The sequence below is a fragment of the Stenotrophomonas sp. As-7 genome, assembly GCF_030291015.1.
In the GTDB taxonomy this organism is placed as follows: domain Bacteria; phylum Pseudomonadota; class Gammaproteobacteria; order Xanthomonadales; family Xanthomonadaceae; genus Stenotrophomonas; species Stenotrophomonas lactitubi.
On the sequence record NZ_CP127405.1, the window covers coordinates 1,703,527 to 1,717,544 of the forward strand.

A 14,018-nucleotide genomic window follows, 5' to 3' on the forward strand; every position below is an offset into this window, starting at 1 on the left:
ACGTGTGGGAACTGGTCAAGGCCGGTGGCTGGCCGATGGTGCCGCTGCTGCTGTTGGGCGTACTGGCTTTGGCGATCGTCCTGGAGCGTTTCTGGTCCCTGCGGCGTAACGAGGTGCTGCCGCCTGGCCTGGGCCAGGAAGTGCGCAACTGGGCCGCGCGCGGCAAGCTCGACCCGGCGCACCTGCAGACCCTGCGGGCCAATTCACCGTTGGGCGCCCTGCTGGCCGCCGCACTGGAAGCGCGCAACCGCCCGCGCGACCAGATCCGCGAGCGCATCGAAGACACCGGTCGCCACCTGGTGCACCGCATGGAGCGTTTCCTCAATGCGCTGGGCACCATCGCCTCGGCCGGCCCGCTGCTGGGCCTGCTCGGCACCGTGGTCGGCATGATCCAGATGTTTCTGGGCATCCTCGACCACGGCGTGGGTGATGTGAACCAGCTTGCCGGCGGTATCGGCAAGGCGCTGGTGTGCACCGCCACCGGCATGATCGTGGCGATCCCGGCGCTGATGTTCCATCGCTTCTTCAAAGGCCGCATCCACGGCTACGTGGTGGAGATGGAGCAGGAAGCCAGTGCATTGCTGGATACGCTGGATGGTCGCCCCGGGGTGATGACCCCGGCTCCCGCCGCGCGCGCGTCCTCCGCCGCCACGGCAAAGGCCTGATCGATGCGTATCGGCAACGACCGGTCCCAGGATGAACCGCATATCGACCTGGTCCCGCTGATCGACGTCATCCTGGTGCTGATCATCTTCTTCGTGGTCACCACCACCTTCGATGCGCGATCAACCCTGCAGGTGCAGCTGCCGACCGCCAGCCAGCAGCAGACCAACGAGCCGCCGCGCTCGCTGAGCGTGCTGATCAACGCTGACGGTCGCTACTTCGTCAACGATCAGGAAGTACTGCGCAGCGATGTCGAGTCGGTCAAGCAGACGATCGCCGCCGTCGCTGGCAGCGACCGCGAACAGACCGTGCTGCTGCGTGCCGACGCGCGCACTCCCTACCAGGCCGTGGTCACCGCGCAGGATGCGCTGGGCCAGCTCGGCTTCCGTCGTATCGCCATTGCAACAGCGCCAGAGGTGCGTCCATGAGTTCCCATCACGCGCCAGTGTGGCCGATCTACAAACGTCTGCTGGGCTATACCCGCACCTACTGGGTCTTCATGATCGGCGCGGTCATCGCGATGGTGGTCGAAGCGCTGGCCGGCTATCACTTCACCAAGCTGATGGAGCCGCTGGTCAACCGTGGCTTCGTCAACCCTGAGCCGCGCATGGCGGTGATCCTGCCGCTTACCATTCTCGGCCTGTTCCTGATGCGCAGCGTGGCGACCTGGGTCAGCGACTACACGCTGGCCAAGACCGGCCGCAGCGTGGTCCGCGACCTGCGCGAACAGGTGCTGCAGAAGTACCTGCACCTGCCGTCCTCGCACTTCGACGCCGAGGCGACGCCGGTGATGGTCAGCCGCCTGAACTTCGATACCGAACAGGTCACCCAGGCCAGTGCCGACGCACTGAAGACCGTGGTCGCCGATACCCTGACCATCATCGCCATGCTGGCGGTGATGCTGCAGATGAGCGTCAAGGTGACCCTGGCGATGCTGGTGGTGGTGCCGCTGATCGGCGTGATCGTTTCCTACGTGGGCAAGCGCTACCGGCGCATCAGCCGCGGCATCCAGGACGGCATGGGCACCATGGCGCAGACCGCCGAGCAGTCGCTGGCCGCGCAGCAGGAAGTGAAGGTGCACGGCACCCAGCAGCACGAGATCTCGCGCTACTCGCGCCTGGCCAACCGCATGCTGGCGCTGAACATGAAGGTGGAAGTGACCCGCGCGGCGGCCTCCAGCGTGGTCCAGTTCCTAGCGGCGTTGGCGCTGGCAGTCATCGTCTGGGTGTCCACCCGCGAGGCACTGGCCGGCAAACTCAATGCGGGCCAGTTCATGGGCCTGATGACCTCGATGATGGCCATCATTCCGTCGCTGCGCCGGCTGACCAGCGTGCAGACCTCGATCTCGCGCGGCGTGGCCGCTGCCGAGCGCCTGTTCGGCATCATCGACATGCCGGTCGAGCGCGACGACGGCAAGCATGCGGTGCAGCGCGTACGCGGCGAACTGGCGTTCGAGCACGTCATGCTGCGTTACCGTGAAGACAGCGGCATCGCCCTGGACGACATCAGCTTCGTTGCCAGGCCGGGCACGGTCACCGCCATCGTCGGTCGTTCCGGCAGCGGCAAGACCAGCCTGATCCGGCTGGTGCCGCGCTTCTACGAACCCAACGGCGGCCGCATCACGCTCGATGGCGTCGCCCTGGATGACTATCCGTTGGCCGATCTGCGCAGGCAGGTGGCCATCGTCGGCCAGAAGGTCATGCTGTTCGACGACACCATCGCGGCCAACATCGCCTACGGCATGGATGCAACCGACGAGCAGATCCGCGCGGCGGCCGAAGCGGCCAATGCCTGGGAGTTCATCGCACGCATGCCGCAGCAGCTGCAGACGCCGGTGGGTGAGAACGGTGCGCTGTTGTCCGGCGGCCAGCGCCAGCGCCTGGCGATCGCCCGCGCGATCCTGCGCGATGCGCCGATCCTGATCCTGGACGAGGCCACCGCGGCGCTGGACAACGAATCCGAGCGCCTGGTGCAGGATGCGCTGCAGCGCTTGATGCCCGAGCGCACCACGCTGGTGATCGCGCACCGCCTGTCGACCATCGAGCATGCCGACCAGGTGCTGGTGATGGACCATGGCCGCATCGTTGAACGTGGCACCCATCAGGAACTGCTGTCGATGGGTGGCCTGTACCAGCACCTGCACAACATGCAGTTCCGCGAAAGGCAGGACTGATGGCGGGCAAAGGTACCCAGACCCCGCCGTACTGGTATGACGGCAGCCCGGTTCCGTGGCCGATGCGACTGTTGGCACCGCTGTACGCGGGCGTCACCGCGCTGCGCCGGCGCCTGTACCGGCGTGGCTGGCGCAAGCGCCATGCACTGGCTGTGCCTGTCATCGTGGTCGGCAACATCACCGCCGGTGGCACCGGCAAGACGCCGCTGACCATCGCCCTGGTCGAGCGCCTGCGCGCAGCGGGTTGGAAGCCCGGTGTGGCCAGTCGCGGCTATGGCCGCGAAGAAGCGGACAAGGCACGTTGGGTGGAAGCCGATACGCCGACCGCCCTTGGTGGCGACGAGCCGGTGCTGATCGCCTGGAAGACCGGCGTGCCGGTACGCGTGGACAGCGATCGCGTGGCGGCGGGCAAGGCGCTGATCGCCGCCGGCTGCGACGTGATCGTCTGCGATGACGGCCTGCAGCACTACCGGCTGGCGCGCGACATCGAAATCGAGGTGGTCGATGCCCAGCGTCGCTATGGCAATGGACGGATGATTCCGGCCGGCCCACTGCGCGAGCCGGTCAGCCGCGCCGCCGAATGCGATTTCCGTGTGATCAATCTTGGCCAGGCGGATGAAGCGACGGCTGCCCAGGCCTGCGGCTTCGGCCAATGGCCGATGGCCCTGCACATCGACAGTGCACAACCACTGGCTGGTGGACGGGCGCGTCCGCTCTCGTACTTCGCGGGCCAGCGCGTGCATGCCGTGGCCGGCATCGCCCATCCACAACGCTTCTTCGACATGCTGCGCGCGCGTGCGATCGGCGTGGTGCCGCATGCCTTCGCCGACCATCACGCCTACCAGCCGCAGGATCTGTCCTTTGGCAGCCAGCTGCCGGTGCTGATGACCGAAAAGGATGCCGTGAAGTGCCGCGCGTTCGCCAACGACTGGCAGTACGCCGTGCCGCTGCGTGCCGAGATGCCTGCTGCTTTCTGGATCGCGTTGACCGATCGCCTGGACAAGCTGCGACCGAACTGAGGGGCCGTGCGGCGCTTGCAAATGCACGCCGCCGGCCGCATTCCTGCTGTATCGCGCCTGCCGAGTACCGCCCGCATGACCGACTTCGTTGTTGCCATCCCGGCCCGCTACGCCGCTTCGCGGCTGCCGGGCAAACCGCTGCGCCTGCTGGGCGGAGAGCCCATGGTGCTGCATGTGGCCCGACGCGCGCTGCAGGCCGGCGCGGGTGAGGTCTGGGTCGCCACTGACGACCAGCGCATTGCCGACGCCTTGTCCGGCCTGGAAGAAGTGAAGGTGGCGATGACCGCGGCTTCGCATGCCTCCGGCACCGATCGCCTGGCCGAATGCGCGCGCATCGCCGGCTGGGCGGATGACACCGTCGTGGTCAACCTGCAGGGCGATGAGCCGTTCGCACCCGCCGCCGGCATCCGCGCCGTGGCAGCGGCACTGGTGGAAGGCAGCGCGCCGATGTCGACCCTGGCCACGCCGGTCGAGGACGCGCACACGCTGTTCGACCCGAACGTGGTCAAGCTGGTGCGCAACGTGCGCAACGAGGCCATGTACTTCAGCCGTGCGCCAATCGCCTGGCACCGTGATGGCTTCGCCCGCAGCCGCGAGACCCTGCCCGAGGGCCACCAGTGGCTACGCCACATAGGCATCTATGGCTACCGAGCCGGCTTCCTGCAGCAGTTCGCTTCGATGCCGCCGGGCACGCTGGAACAGGTGGAATCGCTGGAGCAGTTGCGCGTGCTGGAAGCGGGCTACCCGATCGCCGTGGCGATCTCGCCTGAACCCTTCCCGCCGGGCATCGACACCCCTGAAGACCTGCAGCGCGCCGAAACGCTGCTGCAGGCGATGGCGGCGCGATGAAGCTGCTGGTCGTCTGCCTCGGCAACATCTGCCGCTCGCCGATGGCCGAAGGCGCGCTGCGCGCCCGCCTGGATGCCTCGGCGCTGGCCGGGCGGGTGCAGGTCGATTCGGCCGGTACCGGCGACTGGCATGTGGGCCAGCCACCCGACCGGCGTGCGATTGCGTGCGCAGCCGGGCATGGCGTGGACCTCGGCGGCTTGCGCGCGCGGCAGCTGCAGCCACAGGACTTCGACGCCTTCGACTGGATCCTGTGCGCCGACGAGGCCAATCTGCGTGATGCCGCGCGCCTTGCTACCGCCACCCAGCGCGAGCGCCTGGCGCTGTACCTGCCATGGTCAGGCGGGCAGGGCGAGCGCGCGATTCCCGATCCCTATACCGGTGGCAGTGATCATTTCGAACAGGTCTGGTCGCTGGTCGACGCTGCTGCCGAGCGGACCGTGGCACGCCTGTTGCATCACGCCGACTCCGGCATAATCGGGCCATGAACATCCAGCCCGTCCCGGACCTGCCCGAGTTCGCCGCCTGGCTCAACGCCGCGCCCTGCACCCTGACCGAACTGCGTGGCCGGCCGGTCGCGCTGTTGTTCGTCAACGCGGCTTCCGCGTGGAGCGCGCAACGGCTGGCCGAGTTCAGCCAGTGGCTGTCACGCCACCCCGGCAAGTTGCAACCCTTGGTGCTGCAGGTACCGCGTTTCGATTTCGAGCGTGATGCCACGGCTGCGTTGAAACTGCTGCGCCGCCAGGGCCTGACCATGCCGGTGCTGCTCGATGCCGATTGGGATGGATGGCGCCGCTTCGGTGTCACCGCCTGGCCGACCATGGTGTTGCTGGACGCGCAGGGGCGCGAACAGCAGCGATTGATCGGCCAGGGCGTGCCCGGCGAGCTGGAGCGGGCCCTGAATGCTCTTTGCGAGGGTGCGCCGTCGGCCCCTTCGCGCGGCGGCAGCGAACTGCACCCCGAGCCGCGCCAGGCGCTGCGATTCCCCATGGGTCTGGCCGTGAACCAGGAACGGCTGTACATCGCCGACAGCGGCCACCACCGCATTCTTGAATGCAGTCATGGCGGCCGCGTGCTGCGCCAGTTCGGCCTGGGCACCGCCGACTTCATGGACGGCAATCTCGCCGAAGCCGCTTTCCACCGGCCGCAGGCGCTGGCGCTGGAGCGCGAGTCGCTGTACGTGGCCGACACCGGCAACCACGCCGTGCGCCGCATCAACCTGCTGACCGGCCTGGTCGACACCCTGTGCGGCAACGGTCGTCCGGGCGCTCCCGAGGAAGGGCCGGTGGCGCAGCCACGACAGGTGTCGCTGGATCATCCGGTCGGCCTGGCCATCGCCGAAAACCAGCTGCACATCGCCATGGCCGGCGACAACCGCATCTGGAGCTACCACCTCGGCCAGCGCAGCCTGCAGTGGCGCGCCGGCAGCGGCGCCATCGACGAGCGCGACGGCAGTGGCCACCTCGCCGCGTTCGCCCAGCCCACGGCCGTGGCCGTGGTCCAGCAGGTGCTGTACGTGGCCGACGCGCTGGGGTCTTCGGTCCGTTCGCTGCAGCTGCGCGGCGATCTGGTGCAGACCCTGGTCGGGCAGGGCACCTGGCGCTTTGGCGAAGACGATGGCCCGCGCGCGCAGGCCAGCCTGCAGTTCCCGCAGGCGATCGCGCTGAGCCCGGATGCGCCGTTGCTGTGGATCGCCGATACCGGCAATGGCCGCCTGCGCACGTTGCGCCTGGGCGGCGGCGAACTGACCACCCAGCCCTTGCCGCGGCGCCTGCACGCCCCGGCCGGCCTGGCCGTCGGTGCCGGTGCCGTATGGATCGCCGAGACAGATTCCCACACCGTACTGCGTCTGGACCCTGACAGCGGCGTACTCAGCGAAGTGCCGATCAGCGAATGACCGTTGTTCCCGTCCCGCCCTTCGATGGCAAGGCATTCGCGGCCCAGCTGAGTACCGCCCCGGGCGTGTACCGGATGTACGCGGCCGACGACACGCTGTTGTACGTCGGCAAGGCCCGTGCGCTGCGCAACCGCGTGGGCAGTTACTTCAACGGCAGCCCGAAGAACGCGCGCATCATGTCGATGCTCTCGCAGATCGTGCGCATGGACGTGACCGTGACGCGCTCGGAAGCCGAAGCGCTGCTGCTGGAAAACCAGCTGATCAAATCACTGTCGCCGCGCTACAACGTGTCCCTGCGCGACGACAAGACCTATCCGCATGTGCTGCTGACCCGCGAGGACTGGCCGCGCATCGCCCTGCATCGTGGCCCGCGCGCCATTCCCGGGCGTTACTTCGGACCGTATCCCGGCGTCACCGCGGTGCGCGAAACGCTGAACCTGATGCACAAGCTGTTCAAGCTGCGCAGCTGCGAAGACAGCGTGTTCCGCAACCGCTCGCGGCCCTGCCTGCAGTATCAGATCGGGCGCTGCAGCGCGCCGTGCGTGGAGCTGGTGCCGGCCGCGGACTACGCCGAGTCGGTGCGCCGCGCGGCGATGTTCCTGGAGGGCAAGAGCGATGAGCTGACCCGGGAGCTGGGCGAGCAGATGCAGGCCGCCAGCGAGGCGCTGGAGTTCGAGCAGGCCGCGCGCCTGCGTGATCTGATCACCTCGTTGCGCAGCATGCAGACCCGCCAGTACGTGGACGGCCGTGCGGCCGACCTGGACGTGTTGGCGGTAGCCATGCAGGGCTCGCAGGCCTGCGTGATGCTGCTGGCCTTCCGTGACGGCCGCAACCTGGGCACCCGTCCGTTCTTTCCCCGCACCAACGGCGAGGAAAGTCCGGACGAAGTGCTGGCGGCCTTTGTTTCGCAGTACTACATCGAATTCGAGCCGCCGCGCGAGATCCTGCTCGACCGCGAAATTCCTGATGCCGACTTGATTGGTTCGGCGCTGTCGGCCTCGGCCGAGCGCAAGGTGCAGTTGAAGTGGAACGTCCGTGGCGAGCGCGCCGGCTACCTGGAACTTGCCAGCCGCAACGCGCAGTTGACCCTGGCGACCGAGATCAACAGCCGCACCGCGCAGCACGCCCGTAGCGAAGCACTGCGGGTGATGCTGGGGTTGGCCGAACCGGTGAAGCGGGTGGAGTGCTTCGACATCAGCCACACCATGGGCGAAGCCACCGTGGCCTCGTGCGTGGTGTTCGATGCTGCCGGCCCGGTGCGCGCGCAGTACCGCCGTTTCAACATCAGTGGCATCGAGCCGGGCGATGACTACGCCGCGATGCGCCAGGCCATCGACCGCCGTTTCCGCCGCGCGGTGGAAGAGCAGGGCGTGCTGCCGGACGTGCTGCTGATCGACGGTGGCGCCGGCCAGCTGGCACAGGCGCAGGCGGCGCTGGCCGATCTGGGCGTAGAAGGCGTGCTGCTGGTGGGTGTGGCCAAGGGTGTGGAACGCCGTGCCGGCCACGAAGCCCTGGTGATGCCCGATGGTCGCGAACTGCGCCCGGGTGCGGCGGATCCGGCCCTGCAGTTCATCCAACAGGTGCGCGACGAAGCGCACCGCTTCGCCATCACCGGCCATCGCGGGCGCCGGCAGAAGGCCCGGATGACCAGCAAACTGGAAGATATCCCCGGCATCGGGCCGCGCCGGCGCGCCAGCCTGCTGAAGCATTTCGGCGGCCTGGTCGGCCTGAAAGCCGCCGGAGAAGCGGAAATCGCCAAGGTGGAAGGCATCAATGACGCCCTCGCAGCGCGCATCTACGCTAACCTGCACGGGTTGGCCGCGCCTGATCCGGCCGAGTAGAGAGAGAACCAAGCCGCATGACGTTGACCCTGCCCACCTGGCTGACCCTGTTGCGGATCGTGATGATCCCGGTGCTGGTGCTGGTGTTCTACCTGCCCTACACCTGGACCAACTTCGCATCGGCGGCGATCTTCGGCCTGGCTGCGATCACCGACTGGCTCGATGGCTGGATCGCGCGTCGCTACGGCCTGGAGTCGGCGTTCGGCGCCTTCCTCGACCCGGTCGCGGACAAGCTGATGGTGGCAGTGGCGTTGTTCCTGATCGTGCAGGGCCACCCGACGCCGTGGATGGCGTTCTGGGCGGCGGTGATCGTCGGCCGCGAGATCGCGGTGTCGGCACTGCGCGAGTGGATGGCCGAACTCGGCCAGCGTGCCAAGGTACGCGTGGCGATGATCGGCAAGGTCAAGACCACCGCGCAGATGGTCGCGCTGCTGTGCCTGTTGTACTCGGTGGCACCCAACGTGCCGGTCAACGACATCTGGATGGGCCCGCCGGTATTCCATATCGGCGACTGGACCCTGGCCATTGCCGCCGTGCTGACCCTGTGGTCGGGCCTGCAGTACCTGCACGCCGCCTGGCCGAGCCTGCGTGACGACGAACGCGCTGCGCGCGAGCGTGCGCGCCAGAAGAAGCTGGGTAACTGAGCACCGGGGTCGGAGCACCGGGGTCGGATCCCTTTCCGCAGGAAAGGGCTCTGATCCCATCGCCGCCCGCATCCACGCATGGCGTGGATCTACCGATTTGTGGGGGCGTGGAGTAGATCCACGCCATGCGTGGATACGCGGTGCAAGGCGCCTCGCTGACCCCGAAAAAAGCGCTTGACGCCATTTCCAGAATAGGTAAAATTTCGCCTCCCAAGCGGGAATAGCTCAGTTGGTAGAGCGCAACCTTGCCAAGGTTGAGGTCGCGAGTTCGAGTCTCGTTTCCCGCTCCAGATTCAAGAAAAGCGCTCCCGAAAGGGGGCGTTTTTTGTTTGCGTCCAGCGCGCTTCATACCCACTTCACCGCCACTCCATCGCCTCACCATTCGGAGGCTCGATGCTGCATCTCCCTTCTCAAGTGGTGATGCCGCGATGCCTCACACTCCCGCTGCCTACGACTACGACGTGGTCATCGTCGGCGCCAGTTTTGCAGGTGCTGCCTGCGCACTCGCCGCCGCCCAGTACGGCCTGCGCGTCTGCGTGCTCGAACGCAAAGCCGACCCCGGCGAGCGCCTGCATACCACCGGCATCGTGGTGAAGGAGGCCATGCAGCACACCTGGCTTGGTCGCATGCCCGAACAGCTGGTGCAGCGCGTGGCGCGCGTGCGCCTGTACGCACCGAACCTGCGCAATGTGTTGCTGGCCGCACCGGGCTACTACTTCCTCACCACCGATACACCGAACCTGATGCGCTGGCTGGCCAGCGAGCTGCGTGCCAGCGGGGTGGACCTGCGGCTGCAGCAGTCGTTCACCGGGGCCTGCCGCGACGGCGACGCATGGCAGGTTGAAGGGGTGGGGCGCACCGCGTATCTGGTCGGCGCTGACGGTGCACGATCGCGTGTCGCGCAGCGCATCGGCCTGGGCCAGGTGCGCGACAACCTGTACGGCGTCGAGCGTGAGTTTGCCGGCGTGCAGCTGCCGGAAGGCGACGCCTTGCACTGCTTCGTCAGCCGCCGCTTCGCACCCGGCTACATCGGCTGGGCCGCGCAGAATCCTACCGGTGTGCAGGTGGGGCTGGCGCTGCGCCACGATCCCGAACATGTCCGTTCGCCGGATATCGAGGGTTTCCTTGAGCATGTGCGCGACGTGGTGGGCCTTCCTCGCTCTGCCGAGGCTGCCGGCACCCGCGCGGGGCTGGTGCCGTGCGGGTTGCCGGATGGCCCGATCACCGCGCCGGGCGTGATCCTTACCGGCGATGCGGCGGGTGTCGTCTCGCCGCTGTCGGCCGGAGGCATCCACTCGTCATGGCGGCATGGCTGGGCGGTCGGCGATGCAATCGGCCTGCATCGGCGCGGCAAGGGGCCTGCCGCCGAGCAGGTGGCGCGACAGGCGGCGCCCACCTTTCACCGCAAGCGCGTACTGCGCTGGGCCATGGACCATCTGCAGCGGGACTGGCCGGTCGACGCGCTGCTGTGTACCGGTCCGGTACGCCGGCTGGCCGAACAGATCTACTTCCACCGACGGGGCGTTCGGGCGTGATCCGGAAGCTGAACGCTGGCCGGTAAAAGGGCTGCAGAATCCTGTTGACGCCGTGCAGCAATATCGACACAATAGCGCTCCTTCGACGCAGGTCGAACGGAATCTGCGGGAATAGCTCAGTTGGTAGAGCGCAACCTTGCCAAGGTTGAGGTCGCGAGTTCGAGTCTCGTTTCCCGCTCCAGATTCAAGAAGAACGCTCCCGCAAGGGGGCGTTTTTCGTTTGCGCGCCGCCATCCGGATGCGGCCTCACCCGCGTGGGATACCCCGGCTCGCACTGCACCAGGTGCGCACGTCCGCACGGTCGAAGCCGGCGCAGGTGTTTTTCCGCGGGATGTACAGATAAGGCGCGTCGGCCTGGTAGGTGAAGTGGTAGTAGTAGGTCCGGTCCTGGCCATACAGCCAGTAGTTCGACGAGCCGTTGTTGATCACGTAGGGCTCGAAGGAAAAGATCGACGACTGCGCGGGAATGAAGTTGCTGCGGTCCATCAGCAGCATGGTCGCGTTCGATGCCAGTGGCGTGGCCAGGCAGATCGCCATCGTGCCCACGACAAGCACGGCCATGAAGATGCCGAGCGCGCGGCAAGGACTTAATTTCAAGCGTATAGCCTGCCGGTGGGAGCGTTCAGGCCAATGTGCCGCAGCGCCCGCGAACAGTCCAGCGTTCAGCTTGGCGGCGCTCATGAAAGGCTGGGGAAAGGCCGAGGGTTCGCAATGCAGGCACCGCATACGCGCTGTAACGCAGCTCCGACTGATTCTCCATGTCCACTCCACAATCGCGGCGTAGCCTCCCCGGCTTCTCTCTCCACGAAGGTGGGCGGGTGGCCAATCGTTTCACTTCCCCTGCAGTGTCCGCTCAAAGGTATGTCGCCGTGCCGCGCAGGGTGCTGCGTAGCGGGGTGCTGCTGGCCAGCGTGATGCTGGCCGGCTGCATGTCGGTGCCGGTTCCTGACCTGCCCGATCGCACTCCAGTGGTCTGGAATCAACCGGCCCCTGGGCAGGGCGTGGCGGTCGATGCGCGCCAGTGGTGGAAGGTGTTGGCCGATGCGCGCTTGAACACACTGGTGGAAGAGGCGATCGCCGGCAATCTGGACCTGCAGCAGGCCACGCTGCGGCTGCAGGCGGTACGCCTGGTGTCGGGCACCGCCGATGCGCGCTTCCGTCCGGAGATAACGGCCAGTGCAAAGCAGGTGCAGGACGCCGCCGCGGTCGACACTTACTTCCACGCCGGTGTCGAAGCGATCTGGGATCTTGGCTTGTTTGGCGCAGCGGAAAGTGCCCGACTGAGCGCGCAGGCGGCCAACGGAAATGCAGAAGCACTGCGCAATGCCGCACAGGTGGCGGTGATCGCAGATGTAGTGCGCAGCTATCTGGATCTTTCCGTCGCGCAGGCGCAGGCGGATCTGTTGGGTAAGCAACAGGCCGTTGACGCACGCGGCGAGCAACTGGGGCTGGTGCGGCAGCGCCTGCATCTGGACGAGCCTGGCGAACTGGATCGTCTGCGTGCGCGGCAGGCTGCCACACGCGCTGCCATTGCGCAGGCGGATGAAAACGCAGGCAACGCCGCGCGTGCGCTGGCGCTGCTGCTGGGGCGCGATGGGCCGGATCCGGCCTGGAATGCCTACCGCACGCCGCCGCACTTGAGCACCTTCACCCTGCAGCAGGTGCCGGCTGATCTGCTGCGCCATCGCCCGCAGATCCTGCTGGCCGAGGCCGATGTACTGCAGGCCACCGCCGAAAAGGGCAGCGCACGCGCGGCGATGTTCCCGAAACTGAGCCTGGGCGGCTCCATCCTGTACGCCTACAACCTCACCCAGAACGCACGCTCCAACTCCGATTCCAGCCCATCGATCGGTCCCTACATCGACATTCCGCTGTGGGATTGGGGCCAGCGTCGCGCGCGCTACCAGTCCGACGACAAGCAACTGGATGCGGCATTGCTGGCCTACCGCAAGGCCGTGCTGCAAGGCGTGGCGGAAGTGGAAGATGCATTGGGCAGCCTGGCCCGCCAGGACAGCAGCATCCAATCGCTGCAGGTGGCCGACGAAACTGCACGGCAGCAGGTCGCGCGACAGGCCCGGCAGGTGCAGCTTGGCCTCTCCAGTGAGTTCGACGGGTTGGAAAGCCAGCGTACGGCGTTGTCCGCGCATGCCGATCTGATTGGTGCGCAGGGCGCGCGCGTGCTCGCCTTCGCATCGCTGTATCGCGCCGTGGGCGGCGCACCCTTGCCGGTCGAGCCTGAAGGCGGCGCGCAGTGATCGCGCTTGCCCGCAAAACGCTGGTTTACGAGTGGCGCAGGTTCCTGCCGGTGGTGCTGGCCATGTGTTTCGCCGGTGTGCTGCTGATCGTGCAGGCAGCGCTGGTGCTGGGCATCTTCGGCACCGCTGCGATCTACGTGAAGGCATCGACCGCCGATGTCTGGGCTGGCTTTGCCGGCACGCAGAGCGTGAACTACGGCCATGCGATCAGCGCGGATGTTGAAAGCCGGCTGCGCATGGACCCGGATGTCACCCGCGTCGAGCCCTACGAATGGGTCGATGGCGAGTGGCGCTCCAGCGCGCAGGGCACCGGCAACGTGTCGGTATACCTGTCCGGCATCTCCACGGCGAACGACGCGATGATGTTCTCGCGCATCCTTTCGCCTGGGCTGCGTGCGCAGCTACGCGAACCCGGTGCGGTGATCGTCGACAGCGCTGACCTGGACACGCTGGGCGTTGATCTGCGCAGCAACCAGGCCTGGATCAACGGCAAGGCCGTGCGTGTGGTCGCCGCGCAACCCGGCCTGCGTGGTCTTGGCGGCGTCAACGTGCTGGCATCACTGGATACCGCGCGTGCCATCGCCGGAACCGACCCGCATGAAGGCAGTACCTATTTCGTGGCGGGCACGCGATCACCGGAATTGGCAGGTCGCGTGCGCGATCGCCTCAACGATTCAACGGGCCGCGCTACGCCTGTCGAATTCTGGACGGCCCCGGAGTTTGCCAGCCGCTCGCAGCAGTACTGGCTGTTCGACACCGGTGCCGGCATCGCGGTGCTGTTCATGGCGGTCATCGTCTGCTTCGTCGGCGCGGTGATCACCAACCAGTCCTTCGCGGCGGTGGTGGCCGGGTCGGTACGCGAGTACGCCACGCTGAACGCGCTCGGTGCAGGCCGCTACGCACTGGCGCGGGTGGTGTTCGAACAGGCCGTACTGATCGGCGGCGTCGGCATGCTGCTGGCCGCAGCCTTCAGTTCGGTGGTGCTGTTGGCGGCGCAGACCCAGCGCGTGCCGGTACAGCTCACGCCGATGGTGGTTCTCGGCTGCGTGGCGCTGGTCGCGGTGATGGCCATGCTGTCAAGCATCATGGCGGTGCGCAGCGTCGTCCGTTCCGATCCATCGTTGCTGTTGCGTTGAGGGGCGACC

General features: G+C 67.1%; 13 protein-coding genes and 2 tRNA genes. 14 read left to right on the top strand and 1 reads right to left on the bottom strand.

Going from position 1 to position 14,018, the window contains the following annotated elements:
* Positions 1-2 precede the first annotated feature (2 nt).
* From QP457_RS07950 to QP457_RS08005, 12 genes are all read left to right on the top strand, one after another.
* The gene (locus QP457_RS07950; RefSeq protein WP_025875219.1) at positions 3-665 is read left to right on the top strand and encodes a MotA/TolQ/ExbB proton channel family protein; all 663 of its coding nucleotides are present in this window, start codon (positions 3-5) and stop codon (positions 663-665) included.
* Between the two features lie 3 nt (positions 666-668).
* Positions 669-1,091 (top strand): biopolymer transporter ExbD, encoded by a 423-nt coding sequence (locus QP457_RS07955; RefSeq protein WP_025875217.1) that lies wholly within the window; start codon positions 669-671, stop codon positions 1,089-1,091.
* Positions 1,088-2,836, top strand: coding sequence for a lipid A export permease/ATP-binding protein MsbA (gene msbA, locus QP457_RS07960; protein WP_049469016.1), 1,749 nt, complete (start codon positions 1,088-1,090; stop codon positions 2,834-2,836). The genes QP457_RS07955 and msbA overlap by 4 nt, the downstream gene beginning before the upstream one ends.
* Positions 2,836-3,855, top strand: coding sequence for a tetraacyldisaccharide 4'-kinase (lpxK, locus tag QP457_RS07965; RefSeq protein WP_180167622.1), 1,020 nt, complete (start codon positions 2,836-2,838; stop codon positions 3,853-3,855). The genes msbA and lpxK overlap by 1 nt, the downstream gene beginning before the upstream one ends.
* Positions 3,856-3,930: 75 nt before the next feature.
* Positions 3,931-4,704, top strand: coding sequence for a 3-deoxy-manno-octulosonate cytidylyltransferase (gene kdsB / locus QP457_RS07970; RefSeq protein ID WP_180167621.1), 774 nt, complete (start codon positions 3,931-3,933; stop codon positions 4,702-4,704).
* The gene (locus QP457_RS07975; RefSeq protein WP_205403951.1) at positions 4,701-5,189 is read left to right on the top strand and encodes a low molecular weight protein-tyrosine-phosphatase; all 489 of its coding nucleotides are present in this window, start codon (positions 4,701-4,703) and stop codon (positions 5,187-5,189) included. The genes kdsB and QP457_RS07975 overlap by 4 nt, the downstream gene beginning before the upstream one ends.
* Complete coding sequence (locus tag QP457_RS07980) at positions 5,186-6,598, top strand: hypothetical protein (RefSeq protein WP_180167619.1); 1,413 nt, start codon at positions 5,186-5,188, stop codon at positions 6,596-6,598. Before QP457_RS07975 ends, QP457_RS07980 begins: the two co-directional genes overlap by 4 nt.
* Positions 6,595-8,439 (top strand): excinuclease ABC subunit UvrC, encoded by a 1,845-nt coding sequence (gene uvrC, locus QP457_RS07985; protein ID WP_205403950.1) that lies wholly within the window; start codon positions 6,595-6,597, stop codon positions 8,437-8,439. The genes QP457_RS07980 and uvrC overlap by 4 nt, the downstream gene beginning before the upstream one ends.
* A 17-nt stretch (positions 8,440-8,456) precedes the next feature.
* Positions 8,457-9,083 carry a CDP-diacylglycerol--glycerol-3-phosphate 3-phosphatidyltransferase gene (gene pgsA, locus QP457_RS07990; protein ID WP_099820053.1) on the top strand — a complete coding sequence of 209 codons (627 nt, stop codon included), beginning with the start codon at positions 8,457-8,459 and terminating at the stop codon, positions 9,081-9,083.
* Between the two features lie 214 nt (positions 9,084-9,297).
* Positions 9,298-9,373, top strand: a tRNA-Gly gene (locus QP457_RS07995).
* A gap of 138 nt (positions 9,374-9,511) precedes the next feature.
* Positions 9,512-10,618: an NAD(P)/FAD-dependent oxidoreductase gene (locus QP457_RS08000; protein WP_205403949.1), complete on the top strand. Its 1,107-nt coding sequence runs from the start codon at positions 9,512-9,514 to the stop codon at positions 10,616-10,618.
* Between the two features lie 105 nt (positions 10,619-10,723).
* A tRNA-Gly gene (locus QP457_RS08005) sits at positions 10,724-10,799 on the top strand.
* Positions 10,800-10,864: 65 nt separating this feature from the next.
* On the opposite strand, the gene QP457_RS08010 is transcribed toward QP457_RS08005, so the two are convergent.
* Positions 10,865-11,299, bottom strand: coding sequence for a hypothetical protein (locus QP457_RS08010; protein WP_240196356.1), 435 nt, complete (start codon positions 11,297-11,299; stop codon positions 10,865-10,867).
* A gap of 77 nt (positions 11,300-11,376) precedes the next feature.
* Between QP457_RS08010 and QP457_RS08015 the strand changes: the two genes are divergently transcribed.
* Both QP457_RS08015 and QP457_RS08020 read left to right on the top strand, forming a co-directional pair.
* On the top strand, positions 11,377-12,873 hold the full coding sequence (locus tag QP457_RS08015; protein WP_205403948.1) for an efflux transporter outer membrane subunit: 1,497 nt from the start codon (positions 11,377-11,379) through the stop codon (positions 12,871-12,873).
* Entirely contained in the window at positions 12,870-14,009 is a 1,140-nt protein-coding gene (locus tag QP457_RS08020) for an ABC transporter permease (protein WP_205403947.1), read from the top strand. Before QP457_RS08015 ends, QP457_RS08020 begins: the two co-directional genes overlap by 4 nt.
* Positions 14,010-14,018 lie beyond the last annotated feature (9 nt).

Bases quoted from the DNA above. Each gene is read 5' to 3' on its own strand.
- QP457_RS07955 (WP_025875217.1), top strand. From the start codon at position 669: ATGCGTATCGGCAACGACCGGTCCCAGGATGAACCGCATATCGACCTG.
- msbA (WP_049469016.1), top strand. From the start codon at position 1,088: ATGAGTTCCCATCACGCGCCAGTGTGGCCGATCTACAAACGTCTGCTG.
- lpxK (WP_180167622.1), top strand. From the start codon at position 2,836: ATGGCGGGCAAAGGTACCCAGACCCCGCCGTACTGGTATGACGGCAGC.
- kdsB (WP_180167621.1), top strand. From the start codon at position 3,931: ATGACCGACTTCGTTGTTGCCATCCCGGCCCGCTACGCCGCTTCGCGG.
- QP457_RS07975 (WP_205403951.1), top strand. From the start codon at position 4,701: ATGAAGCTGCTGGTCGTCTGCCTCGGCAACATCTGCCGCTCGCCGATG.
- QP457_RS07980 (WP_180167619.1), top strand. From the start codon at position 5,186: ATGAACATCCAGCCCGTCCCGGACCTGCCCGAGTTCGCCGCCTGGCTC.
- uvrC (WP_205403950.1), top strand. From the start codon at position 6,595: ATGACCGTTGTTCCCGTCCCGCCCTTCGATGGCAAGGCATTCGCGGCC.
- pgsA (WP_099820053.1), top strand. From the start codon at position 8,457: ATGACGTTGACCCTGCCCACCTGGCTGACCCTGTTGCGGATCGTGATG.
- QP457_RS08000 (WP_205403949.1), top strand. From the start codon at position 9,512: ATGCCTCACACTCCCGCTGCCTACGACTACGACGTGGTCATCGTCGGC.
- QP457_RS08010 (WP_240196356.1), bottom strand. From the start codon at position 11,299: ATGAGCGCCGCCAAGCTGAACGCTGGACTGTTCGCGGGCGCTGCGGCA.
- QP457_RS08015 (WP_205403948.1), top strand. From the start codon at position 11,377: ATGTCCACTCCACAATCGCGGCGTAGCCTCCCCGGCTTCTCTCTCCAC.